This window comes from Pannonibacter sp. I15F10I1, from assembly GCF_900185665.1.
In the GTDB taxonomy this organism is placed as follows: Bacteria; Pseudomonadota; Alphaproteobacteria; order Rhizobiales; family Stappiaceae; genus Pannonibacter; species Pannonibacter indicus.
Genome location: NZ_FYAN01000011.1, coordinates 236,059 through 253,472, shown reverse-complemented (window position 1 = coordinate 253,472; position 17,414 = coordinate 236,059). Strand labels below are relative to the sequence as shown.

Here is a 17,414-nt window from a genome sequence, read left to right as displayed (position 1 = left end):
GAAAAACGGTCTTGGACGTATCCATACCAATTCGAATAATATCACTCATGGACGGCTCCTTCGTTTGAGATCGCTAACAACCTCATTCTGGCACATCGATGCCGTAGGGGCCGTCCAACCCAACAGTGCGCTCTGAAACCAAGGCCCTGAGATGCTGACCATCATGCTCAATCGCCACAAGGGCTTGAGCAGCTCACGGTGAGCCAGGCTCGTCGCGAGTTGGTCTGAGTTTGAAATTTGAAGACTGGGGTACGGTTCCCCGCATGCGCGGGGATGACAACGGAGAGGGTTTGGCGGTGGTTCACGGCCGCTCTGGCAGAGCCTTTTGCGCCGGTATTCAATGCCGTTCCCCACCTCCAGCCAACAAAAAAGCCTGCCGCAGCGGGCAGGCTTGATTGGGTGAGGGAGCCGCTTGGGGTGCTGGTTGGCCCCCTCTGAAGCATCAGCCGCGAAGGGCTTTCTTGTCCGGAGCGGCGCGGCGGCGGTCGTTGACCGGCTGGTAGGCGATCCGGCAGTGCTGCGGGCAATAGGGAACGCCGGGCTCCGAATGGCGGCCGCAGAAATAGAAATCCGAAGAGGACGGGTCACCGATCGGCCACTTGCAGGTGCGCTCGGTGAGGGTGAGGATCGTGGCGCGCTCGGTGAAGGGCACCAGTTCGGCGAGCGGTGCTGCTTCCACGTCGATGGCCACATCTTCCTGCGGTGCCATCTTCAGCGCCGTGGCGCCGCGCAGCTGCGGCGTTCCTGCCGAAGGCGTGCGGATGGTGGAGGTGGCCTGCACCGTGGTCTGTTGCGGCGCGGCGGCTGCCGTCACCGGCGCCGTTGCGCTGCGCGGGCGGCGCTGCTTGGTGACAGGGGCCGCCGTCTTGGCGCGGCCCGACAGGCCAAGGCGGTGAACCTTGCCGATGACAGCGTTGCGCGTGATGCCGCCAAGCTCGGCAGCAATCTGGCTCGCGCTCAGACCGTCCGTCCAAAGCTTCTTCAAGAGATCTACGCGTTCGTCAGTCCAGCTCATCTGTCGCACCCCGTCGTTTGCGGCTGTAGAATTTTACGCATTAACCATGAATTAAGGCACGCGTGGTCCGCGCCTTAGTGGCCATATCCAGTATGATTTGGTGAACTACAGCACGACATGTCGTATCCGACTGGTTGGACACTACAATGGGCGGTGAAGGCGAGGCAAGTTGGGGGCAAACATGAACCGGGGACGAAACGACTTTTCCCCAGATAACCGGGGTTGACTTTTACCTTCTGCGGCAATGGCGGAAATGCGCCATTTGCATTGACACCCATAGGCAGGACCGTTGTATAAACGGTCCTTGTTCGGTGTGCCGCCTGTGAGGGCGGCACAGTTCGTTTTGAGAACCCGTTGATGGTAGACGCCCTGGCATGAACCCCATGCGGAAGGCGCGCTTAACTACCTGAAGGAGCAAGGGAAATGACTGCGTCGGCACTTTTCGGCACATACGCACGGGCGGACCTGGATTTCGTCCGCGGAGAAGGCGTCTGGCTGGAGACCGCTGACGGGCGACGCTTTCTCGACTGCGGGTCGGGAATCGCGGTGAATGCGCTGGGTCATTCCCACCCCCATCTCGTCAATGCGCTGAAGGCGCAGGCCGAGAAGCTGTGGCACATCTCCAATCTCTACAAGGTTGCAGGGCAGGAAGAGCTCGGCCAGCGGCTGGCGGATGCCACCTTCGCGGACCGGGTGTTCTTTTCCAACTCCGGCGCCGAGGCGATGGAAGCCTGCATCAAGACGGCGCGGCGCTATCATTATGTCAATGGCCGCCCGGAACGGATCGGCATCATCACCTTTGAAGGCGCCTTCCATGGCCGGACCATTGCCACCATCGCGGCGGGCGGTCAGGCCAAATATATGGAAGGCTTCGGGCCCAAGGCGCCGGGCTTTGATCAGGTGAAGACCGGCGACCTCGATGCGCTGAAGGCGGCCATCGGCCCCACCACCGCAGCGCTCTGCATCGAGCCCATTCAGGGCGAGGGCGGCGTGCGCGAGGTGGATGCGGAATTTCTGCGCAAGCTGCGCGAGATCTGCGATGCCGAAGGCCTGCTGCTGATCTTTGACGAAATCCAGACCGGCGTTGGCCGCACGGGCAAGCTTTTTGCCCATGAATGGGCGGGTGTGACGCCGGACCTGATGGCCGTTGCCAAGGGCATCGGCGGTGGCTTCCCCATGGGCGCCTGCCTGGCCACGGAAGCCGCTGCCGCCGGCATGGTTCCCGGCACACATGGCACCACCTTCGGCGGCAATCCGCTGGCCATGGCCGTGGGCAATGCGGTGCTGGATGTCATTCTGGCTCCGGGCTTCCTGGAAGAAGTGCAGCGTAAGGGCCTGCTGCTGAAGCAGCGGCTGGCTGCGGTGATCGACGCCCATCCCAAGGTATTCGAGGATGTGCGCGGGCGCGGGCTGATGCTCGGCATCAAATGTGTCCGCCCGAATGCGGAAGTTCTGGCCAAGGTGCGTGCCAATGGCCTGCTGGTGGTTCCCGCCGGCGACAACGTGTTGCGCATCCTGCCGCCGCTGACGATCACGGATGAGGAAATCGGCGAGGCTGTGGCCCGCATCGAGGCGGCCGCAGCGGCCGTGGAGGCCGATCTGGCCAAGGAAGGGGATGGGGTGTGAACATGTCTGCGAATGGGCGTCATTTCCTCGATCTGACGCAGTTTGACGGTGAGGAACTGCGCGGAATTCTGGCCCTCGGGCGCAAGCTGAAGACTGAGCGCAAGGGTGTCCGCCGCGGTGAAGGCCCGCTGGCCGGCAAGGTGCTGGCGATGATCTTCGAGCAGCCCTCCACCCGCACCCGCATTTCCTTCGACGTGGGCATGCGTGAACTTGGCGGTGAAACGCTGATGCTGACCGGAGCGGAAATGCAGCTGGGCCGGGGCGAGACCATCGCCGATACGGCCCGGGTGCTGTCCCGCTTCGTTGATGCCATCATGATCCGCATCCTCAACCATGATGATCTGACCGAGCTGGCAGAAAACGCCACCGTTCCGGTCATCAATGGCCTGACGAAGCGCTCGCATCCGTGCCAGATCATGGCCGATCTGATGACCTTTGAAGAGCACCGCGGCTCCATCAAGGGCAAGTCCGTGGCCTGGACCGGCGACAGCAACAATGTGCTGGCGTCATGGGTCCACGCGGCTTCGCGCATGGATTTCGAGCTGCGCATCGCCACGCCGCCGGAACTGGCACCGCCGCCTGCGCTCATTGAAGCCGCACGGGCGGAAGGCGCCTCGATCATCGTCACCGATGATCCCTTCGCCGCCGTGAAGGGCACCGATTGCGTCATCACCGACTGCTGGGTGTCCATGGGCGACGACGACGAGGCAACCCGTCACAACCTGCTGAGCCCCTATCAGGTGAACAAGCGGCTGATGGCGGAAGCCCATGCGGATGCCCTGTTCATGCACTGCCTGCCGGCCCATCGCGGCGAGGAAGTGACTTCGGACGTGATGGACGGACCCAATTCTGTGGTCTTTGACGAGGCCGAAAACCGGCTGCATGCCCAGAAGGGCATTCTGGCCTGGTGTTTCAACGGCCTTTGAGGACGTAAAACGTGGCACTTGATCTTGCATCCTATGGCGTGACGCCTGCGGGCACCGATGCCGTCCGGCCCTTCTCCGTGGAAGGGCTGGATGTGCGCGGCCGCGCCGTGGCGCTTGGCCCCATCCTGAACCAGATCCTTGACCGGCATGACTATCCGGCGCCCGTGGCCCGCCTGCTGGGCGAAACCATTGCGCTGACGGCGCTGCTCGGCACCTCGCTGAAGTTCGAGGGCCGCTTCACGCTGCAGACCCAGACCGACGGCCCGGTGAACATGCTGGTGGTGGATTTTTCCTCACCCGACGCCATCCGCGCCTATGCCCGTTTCGAGCCGGAAGCCTTTGCGCCGGGCGGGGCAGGGGAACATGGCGATGCGGCCGCGCTTCTGGGCCGTGGCCATCTGGCGATGACCATCGACCAGGGCAAGCACATGCAGCGCTATCAGGGGCTGGTGGAGCTGGACGGCATTTCGCTGGAAGAGGTGGCCCGCCGCTACTTCGCCCGCTCCGAACAGATCCCGACCGAAGTGCGCCTTGCCGTTGGCCGCCTGTTCACCCGCCGCGAGGGCGAAGCCCCGAGCCAGCAGTGGACTGCCGGCGGCATTCTCGTGCAGTTCCTGCCCGAAGCGCCGGAGCGCATGCGTCAGGCTGATCTCCACCCCGGAGACATGCCGGAAGGCGTGGAAGAGCACAGCATTGATGAGGACGATGCCTGGACCGAGGCCCGCAGCCTCACCGGCACCGTGCGCGATGACGAGCTGACCGATCCGGACATCCCGGTTGAGGAGCTGCTGTTCCGCCTGTTCCATGAGCGCGGCGTGCGCCTCTATGACGCCCAGCCCATCGCCGACCGCTGCCGCTGCTCGCGCGAGAAGATCGAAGGCATCTTCCAGAGCTTCTCCGAAGAGGAGAAGGCGGAGATGGTTGTAGACGGCAAGGTGGTGGTGACCTGCGAATTCTGCAGTGCCGTCTACGAGTTCAAGGCCGAGGCCGTCTGAAAGAAATGAAGGCTGCCCGCCCCGTTGAGGGCGGGCGCTTTTTCAGGCTGCCTCCGGCCCGGCAATGACGGCGCCTTCCGTCCTGTTGCTCTCCAGAAGCTTTGCGATCAGGCCGGAACTGCGGGAGCGGGCAAGAAATGCGTTGAGCGCCCCGGTCAGGCGGGGATCCCGGCCTGCGGGCACGCCGAGGGCCTGCTTGATCACCATGAAACGCTCGGGCAGCAGACGCAATCCCGGCACGCGCCGCTGATCTGCTTCCAGCTGCTGGCGGACACCGGCCGCGACTTCCAGGTTCTCACGCATGAAGAAGTCCACGACCTCTTGTGACGTCGTGACCTTTTCCAGGGTGGCTGAGGTGATGGCACGGCTGAGATAAAGGTCATAGGCGCTGCCACGGCCCACGGCGATCCGGATGCCCGGACGGTCCACCTGCTCCAGCGCCGTGATGGGCGAGTTCTCCCGCACCAGATACCAGCCCTCGATCAGGAGCCAGGGGTTGGTGAAGGCAACCACCTCTGCCCGTGTGGGATCGACCGCGAAGAAGCCGATGTCGGCGCGCTCCTCAGCCACCAGAGCCACGGAAGCTGCGGCATTCGTGACCGGCAGCAGTTCCAGCTCCAGCCCGCGCTCGGCGGCAAAGGCCCGGGCAAGGTCAACCGAGACACCGGCGGGAAGCTGCCCTTCGCCTGGCCTTGTCAGGATGGCGTTTCCGGTGTTGATCACCACCCGCAGCACCCCTGTTGGAGCGAAAAGAGCGTTCAGTCCGTCATTTGTCATTCGGCGTCTCCTCAGATGCTGCTGCTCTCAATAGCCTCAACAAGACGCGCAGTGAAGGCTGCAGTTCCGAGCGGACCTCCCATGTCGCCGGTTCTCCATTCCGGCACGGCGATGACGCGGGTCACCGCAGCTTCAATCAATCCGGCTGCTTCATCCAGCCGCGCGTCCTGCCGCCGCTCCGCCAGCCACCGCAGAAGCATGGCCGCTGAATTGATCAGGGACGCAGGATTGGCCCGGTCCTGTCCGGCAATCGAAGGTGCGGAGCCGTGCTGGGCTTGTGCCATTGCATGGTCCGTCCCTGCATTCAGCGAGGCCGCCAGACCAATGCTCCCCGCGATTTCGGTTGCCTGATCCGAAAGGATGTCGCCGAACATGTTCGTCGTCACGATCGTGTCAAAGGCGGAGGCATCCCGCACCAGCAATGCCGCCATCGCGTCGACGAGCACTTCCTCCACCTGAACATCGGGATAGGCCTTGGCGGTCTCGCGTGTGCAGGACAGGAACAGCCCGTCGCTGAGACGCAGGACATTTGCCTTGTGCACTACGGTCAGCTTGCCGCCGCGCTGACGGGCCATCCGGAAGCCGGCCTCGGCAATGCGCAGGGAGCCTTGACGTGTAACCTTGCGCATGGCGATGGCCACATCCTCGGTAGGCATGAACTCTCCGGTCCCGGCGAACATGGTGCGGTCTGCGTAAAAGCCCTCTGTGTTTTCCCGAACGATGACCAGATCCACCGGCACGCCGCAGCGGGCGGGGAAATCGGGATGCGACTTTGCGGGGCGGATATTGGCGAACAAATCCAGATGCTTGCGCAGATGCCCCGACGGATTGATGCCACCTTCCGAGGCGGGCGGATAGTCGTTGTGGGACACCGGGCCTAGGATCACGCCATCGGCCGCCCGGGCCTGCTCCAGCAGGCCAGCGGGAAAGGTGGTGCCTTGTGCGGCGAGCGGGCGCAGCCCGACCTCGGCGCGGTTTACCTGAAACCGCAGGCCAAGCCGGCGCTGCACCGCATCCAGCACCTTCAGCGTGGCCCCGGTGATCTCGGGGCTGATGCCATCGCCATCGAGGACCAGCAGGGAAACGGGGGTGGATAGCTGGGCGGTCATGCGTGGCTCCAGTGTTGCGTTCGATCTTGCATATATCCATTTTTAGATTTAAAAATGCAATATCAAAACAGGGAGCCGCCGTGATAGGGTGAAAGCCTGTCTTCCCATTCATAGCCAAAGCACTGCCATTGACCGCTTCGTCCACCTCGCGCAGCAGCATAAGTTCCCATCTGGCGGCCGATATCGCGGCCTTCATCGAAGCCGAGTCGCTGCCTGCAGGAGCGCATCTGCGCACCGGTGAGCTGGCGCGCCGTTTTGCGGTGTCCCGCTGGCCGGTTGAGCAGGCGCTGAAACAGCTGGCCGAGGCAGGACGTGTCAGGCACGAGCCCAATCGCGGCTTCTTCGTTCACGGCACCCATGCCGCCGCGCCCCCCGTGGCGCAGGATCCGATCCACGCCGCCTATCTGAAGCTGGCAGGATTGCTGGCCAGCCGGGCCATCGGGCCGCGGGTGACGGAGCAGGAACTGCGCGACCGGTTTGCGCTGACAAAGAGGCAAACGGCGGATCTGATGGGCCGCATGATCCGCGAAGGCATTGCCGAAAAGCGCGCAGGCTATGGCTGGGACATCAACACCGAACTGACGGCGCCGGATGCTCTGGCCCATACGACACAGTTGCGGCTGATCCTTGAGCCGGGTGCCCTGCGGCTGCCGGGCTACCGTTTGCCCCCGGAGGACATTGTCCGGTTGCGCCGCGTGGAGCACGATCTGCTGGAGGGCGGCATCGACCGTGTTCCGCCCGACATACTCTACCTGCGGGGCGCACAGTTCCACGAGACGCTGATGACGGGTGCGGGAAATCCCTTCATGCTGCAGACCCTCGTGCGCGTGAACCGTCTGCGCCGGCTGCTGACCTATCAGGCGATGGAGGACCGGGAGCGCTACTACCGGCAGGCCCGGCAGCACTTGCGCATTCTGGACCTGCTTGAGACGGGCGACTGCGAAGGCGCGGCACGGGAGATGGAGAGCCATCTCCGCCAGGTGCGTGACAGCTTGTCGGCACTTGGCTTCATTGTGCCGCCGGACGGTCCGGAGCGGTCCTGAAAGACGGTTGGCCTGCTCTGGAAACAGGCTGAGGCAGATCTATAATGGCTGGCATGAATCTCATCCTGCCCGCCGCCCCGCCTCTTCCTCCTGTTGTCCATCATCCGGCCTATTGCGCCGAGCTGCCGGAAGAGCACCGCTTTCCCATGAACAAGTTCCGCCGTGTGGCGGAGCTGGCGCTGGCCGAAGGGCTGGTGCCGGGCGGCAAGTTCCTGAAGCCACGGGCCGCTCCGGCGGAGTGGGTGGCTTTAGCCCATGATCCGGCCTATGTGGAGCAGGTGTTCAGCACGGCGGTGCCGCCTGCCATTGCCCGCGAGATCGGCTTTCCGATGACGCAGAGCATTGCCCTGCGCGGGCGCTGTGCCACCGGCGGCTCTGTGCTGACCGGCTATCTGGCGCTGGAACACGGCCTTGCCTGCAACACGGCAGGCGGCAGCCATCATGCCCGCAAGGCGCATGGGGCGGGATTTTGCGTCTTCAACGATGTGGCCGTGGCCATCCGGGTGATGCAGGCCGATGGCGTCATCCGCCGCGCGCTGGTGGTGGATCTGGACGTGCATCAGGGCGATGGCACGGCGGATATATTTGCAGGCGATCCGTCCGTCTTCACCTTCTCCATGCATGCGCAGAAGAACTATCCGGTGCGCAAGGTGCCATCGGATCTGGATCTGGGGCTGGAGGACGGGCTTATGGACGCGCCTTATCTGGACCTTTTGGCGGAGCATCTGCCGCAGGTGATAGACCGGGCCGAACCGGACATCGTGTTCTACAATGCCGGGGTTGATCCCTTCGCAGGCGACAAGCTGGGGCGGCTGGCGCTCAGCCATGAAGGCCTGCGGCTGAGGGACGAGCATGTCATCCGCACCGTGCGCCGTCTCGGCCTGCCGCTGGCCGGAGTGCTGGGCGGCGGCTATTCCACGGACATTGATGAACTGGCGGGCCGGCATCTCACCCTGTTGCGGGCGGCAGCCGCGGTCGCCCGCGAAACGTCCGTTCTGTCAGCTTGAGCGGCTCGCCATCAGCCGCATGACCAGCCACACCGGCACCACCACGACGGCCCCCAGCACCAGATAGCGCCAGACCTGCTCGATGGCGGAAAAGCCCATGTTCCAGAGGCGCTGGACGAAGGAGATCAGCAGGTCGAAGAGACCCAGCGGGTCAAGGTTCAGCGCCGACAGGATGACGCCGACCACAAGCGACAGGAACACGAGGCGCAGGAGCACCCGTGCCGGACTGTCACCCAGAAACTTGTTGAGGCCACCGGACATGCCGAACTCCCTTGAAGCAGCGTCTGCGCCACAACATAGGGATTCGCCAGCCGTTCCGCATCCCCCCTGTGCGATCAGTCGGCAGCTTGCCAGCTGAGCGGGGCCGGAGTTTCCCCATGCAGCCGCACAGCCTTGGGCGGCACGCCGTACCAGGTCTTGACCGCGCGGGAAAAGGCCGAGAGCTCCGAGAAGCCAAGAAGGAAAGCGATTTCCTTCAGCGGCAGTGACGTGTCGCGCAGATAGCGTGCGGCCATGTTGCGGCGGATCGTTTCCGTCAGCTTGCGGAACGAAGTCCCCTCCGCCTCCAGCAGCCGCTGCAGCGAGCGCTGGGACATGCCCAGTTCGCTGGCGACACGCTCCAGACTGACGGCGCCTGCCTTGAGGCTTTCGTTGATGGTATCGGCAACGCGCACCAGCGGATCGCTCTGGACCCGGAACTCCTCCATCTCCCGGATCGCGGCCTGTTCAACGATGCTGTAGAGGTTTTGCTCGCTGTTGGGGGTCGGCCGGTCGAGATATTTCGCGGGGATGAGGATACGGTCAAGCGGCTGGCCGAAGCGCAGCCTGCTGCCGTAGCGCTCCTGAAAGGCGGACCGGCATCGCGGCGCTGGCTGGCTGATGTCGACACGCAGCTGCACCTGTGGGTCCTGCGTCGCATATTCGACCCGGCTGGCCGCCCAGGCAACGCGTTCGAAGGTATGCTGGGCGCGGGGCATGTTCCGGTCGGGCACAATCCACTCGATGATGCCCCAATCCTCGTCCTCGCGGAAATTCAGTCCGTAACTGTTGGAGCGCAGCGGCAGGAAGCGGACCCAGTTGCGTATGCCTGCACGTAGATTGGGGGCGCACAGACCCACGTAGTCGAAGGTTGAAAACACGCCTGTCGGCATACTGGAGGCCACATCCAGAATGATGGCGTCGTCCCGTGTTTCAGCCGCCACGAATTCGCAAACGGAAAGAGCGATCCGGTAGGGAATGGTCGCACCGGTCTGATGAACCGTCTCCGGAGCAATGCCAAACCGCCGGGCAATGCGGGGCCAATCGAGGCCTTTTTCCTCGCAGATGAGTTCCAGTGACTGCAGCGTGTCTGCGCGGCACCAGTCCTCTACCATGCGGCGAGGCATTGACTTCTCCATTGGCGCTCCCCCGTCTTCATCCTGTGATTGCATAGGATGATACAACTCCCGCGCTGGCGCAACATGTCAATTTTCCGTCAGATTCAATCAAAAACGGTTTGTGCCAGTGCCAATGCCAGTACAGGTGCTGGCATGGTGCTTCCTCTTTCGCGCCCACAGGATTCTGCCATCATGCCTCAGTCTTCGCGGCTGGAAAGCGGGGAAGAATGCCTAGCGATTTCTGCCGTTGGGCTCAGGGCTGGGGGAGAGAATGAAGCGCAGGGGCAGAAGCCGTCTCCGCGCCGGTATCCTGTACATCAAACGGGTTCTCCCATGCCGGGATGAGCGGTGTTTCAGCGCGGGAACTGGCTTGATCCGGCGCACCTTCATCTTGGAGTATCTCGATGGGCGCGGGTCTTTGCGGTGCCGTGTCACCGGTCATGCCGATGAGCGGCATGTCCGGTATGGGGGTGCCTTGCGGCAGGGGTTGGAAGTCTGCCTGTTGCCATTGGCCGAGCCCCGCCTCGCGGGCTGCGGCCTCAGCCGTTGTGTAGCCTTCCGGCGCATCCTCGGAAGCCCTTGCCCAGCCTTGCTGCACCAGCCAGTAGCCAAGGTCCACCGGTCCCTTGCGGCAGATGGCGGACATGTGGTGCGGGCCCAGGGAGGCGGCCGGTTCACAGTCCACTCTATGGCTGCGGACAAGCGCGCGCAGGGCCGTCAACGCCCTCGTGCCGCAGGGCCAGATCTGGCCGCTTGCGGTTTCACAGGTCCCGGCAGCAGGCAGGCCGGTGACATGGGCGAGTTCAACCGTCAGCTTCCCCGACTTGAGGGCGGCTCTTTCCAGGACGAGCGGGCGAATGATGTGGAAACTGCGTTCAGGCAGGGCGGCGGCTTCGCTCTGGCGGGCAGCCTGCGGCCGGACGCGCTCAATCCGCTGCAGGGGGGCCGTGATGTGAGGTACGGCGACACCCGGTGGCGAGACATTGCGCACGGCGGATTGACTGAAGGCTGGGCCTGCAAGAAAGACAAGGCTGCAAGCCCATGTGAAGCGAATGATTCCGCGGCATGAGACCGGGTGTCTGATCTCTTGTCCGGCCATGCAGTTCCGCCTCGTACCGTCCCGGTCTACTGACTGGCCCAGACGATCCGCGCCATCCAGGCGATGCTGTCGAGGTCCATCGCAGTGATGGTGCCCGAACTGCCCAGCGTATGCAACTCCAGCCGCCGCGCGGTGCGCATCACGAAGCTGCCGACCAGCATCCCGCCAGTGGTCTGGCGGAGCACGATCCGGTCGCCCCGGCGTATGGGAATACCCGGCGCGATGACGATAATGTCCCCGTCCCGGTAAAGCGGCAGATAGTCATCGCCTCCCACACCCAGTGCATAGACCTGACTGCCCAGATCATCGGGAAAGGAGATCTCGTCCCAGCCGGCGCCTGCCGGATTGCCTGTCGCGTCGAAGAGGCCAGCGCCGTCTCCGGCCTCGCAGAGACGGGCAAATGGCATGGTTATGCCGTTTGCTGTCTTGGCGGGTGCGAGTATTGCGTCACCTTCCACAAGTTGTGCAAAGTCGGACAGTTGCGCGCCTGTTGCCTCAAGTATCTTGGCAAGAGACTCCGTCGAGGGCCAGCGGGGGCGGCCGTCGCCGGCGACCCGCTTTGACGGATTGAAGGTGGTAGGATCCAGCCCGGCACGGCGCGCGAGGGCCGAGGGCGAAAGACGCTTGCGTGTGGCCAGGGCGTCTATCGCTGCCCAGACGCGCTCGTGCGAGAGCATGGTTCTTTCCTCCACGTGCTGCCTCATCAGGAATAAATCCCTTTGAATTCCATTGATATTGGCAAATATTCCTGATGCAAATGAATAGGCGGTTGATCCTGTGGTGCGTGCTGGTTGTCCAATGCAAAATCCCGGACTAGGGTCCGCCTCAACCAACGCACGGGAGCCAGTTCCGAGGCTCCCCAAAAGCACATGGGCAGACCGGCATGACGGTGATTTTCAAGATACTGACGCGCAACCTCTGGGATGATGCCGTGAGCCGTGGCAGGTTCGATGGCGCGCCGGTCGACCTTGCCGATGGCTATATCCACTTCTCGACGGCGGAGCAGGTGCGTGAAACGGCGGCCAAACATTTTGCCGGGCAGGACGGCCTCTTGCTGGCCGCCTTCGACAGCGAGGCTTTCGGGCAGCCGGTCAAGTGGGAGCCCTCGCGCGGTGGCGCGCTGTTCCCGCATCTTTACGCCAGCTTCGATCCGGCCTGTGCCCTGTGGGTCGAGGCGCTGCCGCTCGGCCCGGATGGGCAGCATGTGTTTCCTGACCTGACGAAGTGATCTCACGCCCATGTTCCAGTCCCTTGCCAATCGCCTGACCCTCCGGGCTCTCCATTGTGTCGACGCCGAAACGGCCCATGGCGTGACGATCCGCGCGCTCGCCAGCGGGGTTTATCCGCGCTTTTCCAACACCAGCCTGCCCTCCCTGCGGCAGGAGGTGCTGGGTTTGAGCTTCCCGAACCCGCTCGGCATGGCTGCCGGCTTTGACAAGAACGGCGAAGTGCCGGATGCGATCCTCGGGATGGGCTTCGGCTTTGCCGAGGCGGGAACCGTGACGCCGCGCCCGCAGGAGGGCAATCTGCGTCCGCGCCTGTTCCGCCTGCCGGCCGATCAGGGAGTGATCAACCGCTTCGGCTTCAACAACGAGGGGCATGCGGCACTGCTGGCCCGGCTGGAAGCGCGCAAGGGCAGGGGCGGCATCGTTGGCGTCAACGTGGGGGCCAACAAGGATGCGGCGGACCGGGTGGCCGACTATGTGGCCGGCATCCGCACCTTCGCGCACCTGGCGTCCTACTTCACCGTCAACATTTCCTCGCCCAACACGCCGGGCCTGCGCGATCTGCAGGCCAAGGCGGCGCTGGATGAGCTGCTGTCTGCCGTGATGGCCGAGCGCGATGCGCAGAGCCTGCAGGTGGGACGCAAGGTGCCGGTGCTCTTGAAGATTGCGCCGGATGTCTCCGCCGAAGGGCTGGAGGACATTGCCGAAGCGGTGCTGACCCACAAGGTGGACGGGCTGATCGTCTCCAACACCACGCTGTCCCGCGCCGGCCTTCGCGATACGCAGACCGCGCAGGAAGCGGGCGGCCTTTCCGGGCGCCCCCTGTTCCGCCGTGCCACGGTCATTCTGGCCCGCGCGCGCAAGCTGGTGGGGCCGGATCTTCCGATTGTCGGCGTTGGCGGCATCGACAGCCCCGAAACGGCTCTGGTCAAGATCACCGCCGGGGCAACGCTGCTGCAGATCTATTCGTCGCTGGTCTACAAGGGGCCGGGGCTGGTTCCCGCCATCCTGAGGCATCTGGATGGGGAACTGAAACGCGGTGGCTTCTCCAGCCTCGCCGGGCTGCGCTCAGCCAATGTGGATGCCTGGGCGGGCGAAAATCTGGACTGAGACCAAATCCCGACGAGCTTGTCTCGTCGGGATTTGGTCAAGCCCGTGCGGCGCTTGAGCAATTTCAAGGCATGATGCGTCAGCATCGAAAGCCTTGGTATGGAAACTGCGAAGAGGCCGGAGTTGTTGAACTCCGGCCTCCCTGTCTGGATCACGGTCAGTCAAGCCTCAGCGGCCCGCCGTCTGCTGCCGCAGCGCCTCGATCTCCCGGCGCAGGGCGCGGACTTCTTCGAGAATAACCCCCGTTTCGTCGTGGATCGCCTGCCGGTCAGCTTCGGCAATCGTCTCCGTTTCGGACTGCATGGCCGAAACGATGATACCGATGAAGAGGTTGAGCACGGTGAAGGCGGTGCAGACCAGGAAGGGCAGGAAGAAGGCCCAGGCATAGGGGTGAACTTCCATCACCGGCCGCACGATGCCCATGGACCAGCTTTCCAGCGTCATCACCTGGAACAGGGTGTAGAGCGAACGGCCAAGATCTCCGAACCAGTCGGGGAATGTCTCGCCATAGAGCTTCGTGGCCATGACGGCGAAGACATAGAAGACGAGGCTCATCAGCACCATGATGGAGCCCATGCCGGGCAGGGCGGTGATCAACCCGCCGATAACCCGCCGCAGCGACGGAACCACCGAGATGAGGCGCAGCACGCGCAGGATGCGCAGCGCACGCAGCACCGAGAAGGGGCCGCTGGCCGGGACAAGGGCAATCGCCACGATCACGAAGTCGAAGATGCTCCAGGGATCGCGGAAGAAGGACAGCCGGTGCACATAAAGGCGCAACGTCAGCTCGATCACGAAAATGCCGAGGATGATCTTGTCGAGCGTGTGCAGCAGCGGGCCGATGGCAGAAACGACATTGGGGCTGGTCTCAAGCCCGAGGGTGAAGGCATTGACAACAATGATCGCAATGATGGCCGCTTCCCAGCGGCTTGACGTGATGAGGGCCTTTAAAGTCTGGCGCATACTGAAAAATGTCCATCTGGAAACACGGCCGGACGCCGCCCGCGCAAACTGGCAATTCCGCTCTTGATACGCAATAGCCCGCAGGACATTGAAACGCAAAATCCCTCAGCTTTGCAGGTCAGTTTCCCGCGCCGGCCTCTGGAAGCACTCCGCAGAAGCCGCTCTGTATCCGGCTCCCGTTGAAAAGCGTCCCAGCGCCGCTTGACAGAACCGCCGCCGCAGGCGATCTAATGCGCCAAGGCCACGGCATCCGGAGACACCTTGTCCCCTTTTGATGCCGTCATGCTCCGGCGGGTATGATGTAATGGTAGCCTGTCAGCTTCCCAAGCTGAACGCGCGGGTTCGATTCCCGCTACCCGCTCCAGATTTTCCAAGCCACTTCGAGATGTGCACTGGATCTGCCCTTGGCTGGCAGCCCTCTATGGCAAATGCTGATAGGCCCCCACATACCGGATCTTGATATTGTATCTCAAATGAGATACGGTAAGCTTGTTCGTTATAAGGGACAGGCCGATGAGCGCGACGCAGATGATCCATGTCCGTGTAGACCCTGAGCTCAAGGCAGGTGCCGAGCAGGCACTTGAGAATGTTGGGCTGTCCCTGTCGGAGGCAATCCGGGTCTTCTTGCATCGTGTGGTCCGGGATAATGGCATGCCGGTGGGTCTTGGGTCTGATCCTGATACCTATGAGCGCTGGATCGAGGAACGGATTGAAATGGCATTGGCCGATCGCCGTCCCTCCGTTTCAGGGAGCGATGCTGACCTTCAGATCGAAACGGTTCTTGCTCTCAAGAAGTGAGCTCCATGGCAGGGCGGGCCGAGTCAGTTCGGAAACCTTGTCATCCAGTTTGATCGTTCTGGAAACACGCCAAGCACTTCTACATGCCCTTCATGTGCGATGAAGAGCACCGTCTCACCCAGACGGTTGATCTTGCGTATGCCCTGATCCTTATCGTGAAACGGATACAGGAGCGGTGTTGCCGAAAGTTTGCGGAGAATTGCCTTAACAGCCTCGTGTGTCTGCGCTGCCTGGCTCGCCGGGAGCCTCTCTAGACGGACTATGTACTCCTCAAGAGCAAAGGCGTTCCAGAAGACTTCGATGGATGGCATGACTGTTTTCCAGTTGCTGCGTTTGTTGAGCACTCGGGACCGGTAGCCCTCTACCCGCTTCCATCCTCCCCCTTGTTCCCGAAATCCGGTGTCTTGCGCTTGCGGGCGGTGCCATGGGTGGTCTTGTGCCAGTGGTGGGGGCGGATGAAGAAGTCCCAGACGGCGCGGTAGAAGGCGAAGCTGGCGCAGAGCCAGTAGGCGGGGATGAGGGCGAGATCGCTGAAGCGCGGGTCGAAGCCGCGGGCGCGGGCGGCGCTGCGTCCGGCGATGACGGCGGCGCCATAGCCGGAAATGGCGGCTAGCGCGCTGAGGCAGACGGTGATGTCGGACATGAGCCCATCGGGCACGGGCATGTTCCACAGGCCGATCAGGTAACCCATCAGGATCATGCAGAATATGGGGTGCAGGCCGAGCGTCAGCAGGCTGCCGCCGATGAGGAAGGCGATGGGCACCGCGCGGCGCGGGCTCATGTCGTGCCACAGCATGGAAGGATCGCGCAGGTGGACGAGCACTGTCTGCAGCCAGCCCTTGTACCAGCGTGCCCGCTGCGCATACCAGACCCTCCACGTCACCGGCGCCTCTTCATAGGTGGCGCTGTCGAGGGCGGCACTGGAAAAGCCGAAGCGGGCAAGGCGCAGGCCAAGGTCGGCATCTTCCGTCACATTGTAGGGGTCCCACCCGCCTGCGGTAACGAGGGCCGCGCGGCGGAAATGGTTTGAGGTGCCACCCAGCGGAAAGGGCCATTCCTCGCCGGAAAACCACGGAATGACCTGATCGAACAGGCTCGCATATTCCATGGCGAACTGACGGGTGAAAAAGCTCTCCTCCGCATTGTCGATGACAAGGCTCGCCTGCAGGCAGGCAAGGCTTTCCGGGCTCTCCCGGAACTTGCGCACCGCCTTTTTCAGCTGGCCGGGTTCGGGCCGGTCTTCCGCGTCATAGATGGTGACGAACTCTCCCATGGAGGAGTCCAGTCCATAGGCCAGTGCCCTTGGCTTGGTGCGCGGATGGCCCGGCGGCACCACCACCACTTCCATGCCTTCGCGCAGCAGGCCCCTGAAGGCCACGCGGGTTTCCCGGTCGTCCTGCTCCACCAGAAAACGGATGTCGAGCCTGTCCGCCGGATAGTCGAGCCTGGTAAGGCCATCCACCAGCGACGGCACGACCGCCGCTTCCTTGTAGAGCGGGACCAGCACCGTATAGAGCGGCCACTCTTCTTGAAATGGCCGCGCATGGGGTTGCGCTGCTGCCCGCTGGGACTGAAAAAAGGCTTCCTCCGCGGCGAGACGCGCCCGTTCCTGGGCCTGCCTTGCGCTTGAAAGCCGGGCGATTGCGGTGAGAATGCAGGTGAGGCCCACAACAAGGCTCAGCAGCAGCATCTGCACATCAAAGGGCAGAACCATGCCGGCGAAGAAGCTGGCGGCCATGGCGGCCGCGCCGATTTGCTGGCGGGGCGTCACGCGGGTGCGGGCCGACATGTGGGGAAAGCGGGCTTCCAGTTCGCCGGCGGGCGCATTCAGCACCGTCAGGGCGTGGCGCAGAGCCGAAGGCGTGGCGATGCGCACTGCCGCACTCCAGTCCGGATGGCGCAGAAAGAAGGCGCGCAGTTCGGCGACGTGCTCAGGTTCGGGCGCAACCACATAGACCGGCCCCTCCCGGCCGAGACCGATCATCATCGGCCCGGCTTCACCCGGGCCGCATTGCAGCACATGGCCATTGACCAGCAGCGGGCGGAAGCTGCCGACTGGCAGAAAGGGGACGCCGCAGACTTCCGCCACTGCACTGTAATAGGCCTCTTCCGTGAGGATGGCATTGCGCATCATGTAGTGCACGGGATGGACACCGTGATAGGATGCCAGCTGACAGGCAGACCGCAGTGCAGAGGCAGAAAGACCCCGTGACACAAGGACATGCATCTCCTCTTGCAGCAATTGCTGCGGCGCGGCTCTTTCATTTTTCGGGACTGGTCCGTTTTCGGAAGAGGCCTGATGGGCAGATGCTTGCGGGCGGGGCGAGGGAGATTCACACTGCAG

18 protein-coding genes and 1 tRNA gene are annotated in these 17,414 nt (G+C 63.3%); 9 read left to right on the top strand and 10 right to left on the bottom strand.

Annotated features, from left to right (window positions below; genetic code table 11):
* Window positions 1-442: 442 nt before the first annotated feature.
* Window positions 443-1,015 (bottom strand): GcrA family cell cycle regulator, encoded by a 573-nt coding sequence (locus IF10I1_RS09670; protein WP_123193714.1) that lies wholly within the window; start codon window positions 1,013-1,015, stop codon window positions 443-445.
* A gap of 423 nt (window positions 1,016-1,438) precedes the next feature.
* Between IF10I1_RS09670 and IF10I1_RS09665 the strand changes: the two genes are divergently transcribed.
* Genes IF10I1_RS09665 through IF10I1_RS09655 form a run of 3 tightly spaced genes read left to right on the top strand, consistent with a single transcriptional unit; the run spans window position 1,439 to window position 4,562 of the window.
* Window positions 1,439-2,641 carry an aspartate aminotransferase family protein gene (locus tag IF10I1_RS09665; RefSeq protein ID WP_050470875.1) on the top strand — a complete coding sequence of 401 codons (1,203 nt, stop codon included), beginning with the start codon at window positions 1,439-1,441 and terminating at the stop codon, window positions 2,639-2,641.
* A gap of 2 nt (window positions 2,642-2,643) precedes the next feature.
* Window positions 2,644-3,567 carry an ornithine carbamoyltransferase gene (argF, locus tag IF10I1_RS09660; protein WP_186392597.1) on the top strand — a complete coding sequence of 308 codons (924 nt, stop codon included), beginning with the start codon at window positions 2,644-2,646 and terminating at the stop codon, window positions 3,565-3,567.
* A gap of 11 nt (window positions 3,568-3,578) precedes the next feature.
* A complete protein-coding gene (locus IF10I1_RS09655; RefSeq protein ID WP_186392596.1) occupies window positions 3,579-4,562 on the top strand; it encodes an Hsp33 family molecular chaperone in 984 nt (327 codons plus the stop codon).
* Between the two features lie 42 nt (window positions 4,563-4,604).
* On the opposite strand, the gene IF10I1_RS09650 is transcribed toward IF10I1_RS09655, so the two are convergent.
* The gene (locus IF10I1_RS09650; RefSeq protein ID WP_186392595.1) at window positions 4,605-5,339 is read right to left on the bottom strand and encodes a transporter substrate-binding domain-containing protein; all 735 of its coding nucleotides are present in this window, start codon (window positions 5,337-5,339) and stop codon (window positions 4,605-4,607) included.
* Window positions 5,340-5,350: 11 nt separating this feature from the next.
* Window positions 5,351-6,448, bottom strand: coding sequence for an isocitrate/isopropylmalate dehydrogenase family protein (locus IF10I1_RS09645; RefSeq protein WP_186392594.1), 1,098 nt, complete (start codon window positions 6,446-6,448; stop codon window positions 5,351-5,353).
* A gap of 128 nt (window positions 6,449-6,576) precedes the next feature.
* Between IF10I1_RS09645 and IF10I1_RS09640 the strand changes: the two genes are divergently transcribed.
* Both IF10I1_RS09640 and IF10I1_RS09635 read left to right on the top strand, forming a co-directional pair.
* A complete protein-coding gene (locus tag IF10I1_RS09640) occupies window positions 6,577-7,491 on the top strand; it encodes a GntR family transcriptional regulator (protein ID WP_186392593.1) in 915 nt (304 codons plus the stop codon).
* Window positions 7,492-7,535: 44 nt separating this feature from the next.
* The gene (locus tag IF10I1_RS09635; protein ID WP_094462241.1) at window positions 7,536-8,498 is read left to right on the top strand and encodes a histone deacetylase; all 963 of its coding nucleotides are present in this window, start codon (window positions 7,536-7,538) and stop codon (window positions 8,496-8,498) included.
* On the opposite strand, the gene IF10I1_RS09630 is transcribed toward IF10I1_RS09635, so the two are convergent.
* The 4 genes from IF10I1_RS09630 to IF10I1_RS09610 form a co-directional block, all read right to left on the bottom strand.
* On the bottom strand, window positions 8,490-8,759 hold the full coding sequence (locus IF10I1_RS09630) for a DUF6460 domain-containing protein (RefSeq protein ID WP_019963011.1): 270 nt from the start codon (window positions 8,757-8,759) through the stop codon (window positions 8,490-8,492). The genes IF10I1_RS09635 and IF10I1_RS09630 overlap by 9 nt on opposite strands.
* 74 nt (window positions 8,760-8,833) lie before the next feature.
* Window positions 8,834-9,883, bottom strand: coding sequence for an AraC family transcriptional regulator (locus IF10I1_RS09625; RefSeq protein ID WP_208977220.1), 1,050 nt, complete (start codon window positions 9,881-9,883; stop codon window positions 8,834-8,836).
* Window positions 9,884-10,127: 244 nt separating this feature from the next.
* Complete coding sequence (locus IF10I1_RS22840) at window positions 10,128-10,865, bottom strand: thermonuclease family protein (protein ID WP_186392592.1); 738 nt, start codon at window positions 10,863-10,865, stop codon at window positions 10,128-10,130.
* A gap of 134 nt (window positions 10,866-10,999) precedes the next feature.
* The gene (locus IF10I1_RS09610) at window positions 11,000-11,650 is read right to left on the bottom strand and encodes a helix-turn-helix transcriptional regulator (RefSeq protein WP_208977219.1); all 651 of its coding nucleotides are present in this window, start codon (window positions 11,648-11,650) and stop codon (window positions 11,000-11,002) included.
* A gap of 206 nt (window positions 11,651-11,856) precedes the next feature.
* Between IF10I1_RS09610 and IF10I1_RS09605 the strand changes: the two genes are divergently transcribed.
* A complete protein-coding gene (locus IF10I1_RS09605) occupies window positions 11,857-12,201 on the top strand; it encodes a DUF952 domain-containing protein (protein ID WP_123193723.1) in 345 nt (114 codons plus the stop codon).
* A gap of 10 nt (window positions 12,202-12,211) precedes the next feature.
* A complete protein-coding gene (locus IF10I1_RS09600) occupies window positions 12,212-13,309 on the top strand; it encodes a quinone-dependent dihydroorotate dehydrogenase (protein WP_186392591.1) in 1,098 nt (365 codons plus the stop codon).
* Between the two features lie 168 nt (window positions 13,310-13,477).
* On the opposite strand, the gene IF10I1_RS09595 is transcribed toward IF10I1_RS09600, so the two are convergent.
* Complete coding sequence (locus IF10I1_RS09595) at window positions 13,478-14,272, bottom strand: ion transporter (protein WP_186392590.1); 795 nt, start codon at window positions 14,270-14,272, stop codon at window positions 13,478-13,480.
* A 290-nt stretch (window positions 14,273-14,562) separates the two neighbouring features.
* Between IF10I1_RS09595 and IF10I1_RS09590 the strand changes: the two genes are divergently transcribed.
* Window positions 14,563-14,636, top strand: a tRNA-Gly gene (locus IF10I1_RS09590).
* A 149-nt stretch (window positions 14,637-14,785) separates the two neighbouring features.
* Window positions 14,786-15,070: a type II toxin-antitoxin system RelB/DinJ family antitoxin gene (locus IF10I1_RS09585; protein WP_186392589.1), complete on the top strand. Its 285-nt coding sequence runs from the start codon at window positions 14,786-14,788 to the stop codon at window positions 15,068-15,070.
* A 23-nt stretch (window positions 15,071-15,093) separates the two neighbouring features.
* On the opposite strand, the gene IF10I1_RS09580 is transcribed toward IF10I1_RS09585, so the two are convergent.
* Window positions 15,094-15,381 (bottom strand): hypothetical protein, encoded by a 288-nt coding sequence (locus tag IF10I1_RS09580; RefSeq protein ID WP_050470889.1) that lies wholly within the window; start codon window positions 15,379-15,381, stop codon window positions 15,094-15,096.
* A 50-nt stretch (window positions 15,382-15,431) separates the two neighbouring features.
* The gene (locus IF10I1_RS09575) at window positions 15,432-17,204 is read right to left on the bottom strand and encodes a glycosyltransferase family 2 protein (RefSeq protein WP_244284686.1); all 1,773 of its coding nucleotides are present in this window, start codon (window positions 17,202-17,204) and stop codon (window positions 15,432-15,434) included.
* Window positions 17,205-17,414: the final 210 nt, after the last annotated feature.

What these genes read in the sequence shown, in the direction of transcription:
- IF10I1_RS09630 (WP_019963011.1), bottom strand. Translation starts at nt 8,759, where the DNA reads ATGTCCGGTGGCCTCAACAAGTTTCTGGGTGACAGTCCGGCACGGGTG.
- IF10I1_RS09575 (WP_244284686.1), bottom strand. Translation starts at nt 17,204, where the DNA reads ATGATGCGCAATGCCATCCTCACGGAAGAGGCCTATTACAGTGCAGTG.
- IF10I1_RS09645 (WP_186392594.1), bottom strand. Translation starts at nt 6,448, where the DNA reads ATGACCGCCCAGCTATCCACCCCCGTTTCCCTGCTGGTCCTCGATGGC.
- IF10I1_RS09635 (WP_094462241.1), top strand. Translation starts at nt 7,536, where the DNA reads ATGGCTGGCATGAATCTCATCCTGCCCGCCGCCCCGCCTCTTCCTCCT.
- IF10I1_RS09625 (WP_208977220.1), bottom strand. Translation starts at nt 9,883, where the DNA reads ATGCCTCGCCGCATGGTAGAGGACTGGTGCCGCGCAGACACGCTGCAG.
- IF10I1_RS09610 (WP_208977219.1), bottom strand. Translation starts at nt 11,650, where the DNA reads ATGCTCTCGCACGAGCGCGTCTGGGCAGCGATAGACGCCCTGGCCACA.
- IF10I1_RS09600 (WP_186392591.1), top strand. Translation starts at nt 12,212, where the DNA reads ATGTTCCAGTCCCTTGCCAATCGCCTGACCCTCCGGGCTCTCCATTGT.
- IF10I1_RS09580 (WP_050470889.1), bottom strand. Translation starts at nt 15,381, where the DNA reads ATGCCATCCATCGAAGTCTTCTGGAACGCCTTTGCTCTTGAGGAGTAC.
- IF10I1_RS09605 (WP_123193723.1), top strand. Translation starts at nt 11,857, where the DNA reads ATGACGGTGATTTTCAAGATACTGACGCGCAACCTCTGGGATGATGCC.
- IF10I1_RS09595 (WP_186392590.1), bottom strand. Translation starts at nt 14,272, where the DNA reads ATGCGCCAGACTTTAAAGGCCCTCATCACGTCAAGCCGCTGGGAAGCG.
- argF (WP_186392597.1), top strand. Translation starts at nt 2,644, where the DNA reads ATGTCTGCGAATGGGCGTCATTTCCTCGATCTGACGCAGTTTGACGGT.
- IF10I1_RS09670 (WP_123193714.1), bottom strand. Translation starts at nt 1,015, where the DNA reads ATGAGCTGGACTGACGAACGCGTAGATCTCTTGAAGAAGCTTTGGACG.
- IF10I1_RS09665 (WP_050470875.1), top strand. Translation starts at nt 1,439, where the DNA reads ATGACTGCGTCGGCACTTTTCGGCACATACGCACGGGCGGACCTGGAT.
- IF10I1_RS09650 (WP_186392595.1), bottom strand. Translation starts at nt 5,339, where the DNA reads ATGACAAATGACGGACTGAACGCTCTTTTCGCTCCAACAGGGGTGCTG.
- IF10I1_RS09585 (WP_186392589.1), top strand. Translation starts at nt 14,786, where the DNA reads ATGAGCGCGACGCAGATGATCCATGTCCGTGTAGACCCTGAGCTCAAG.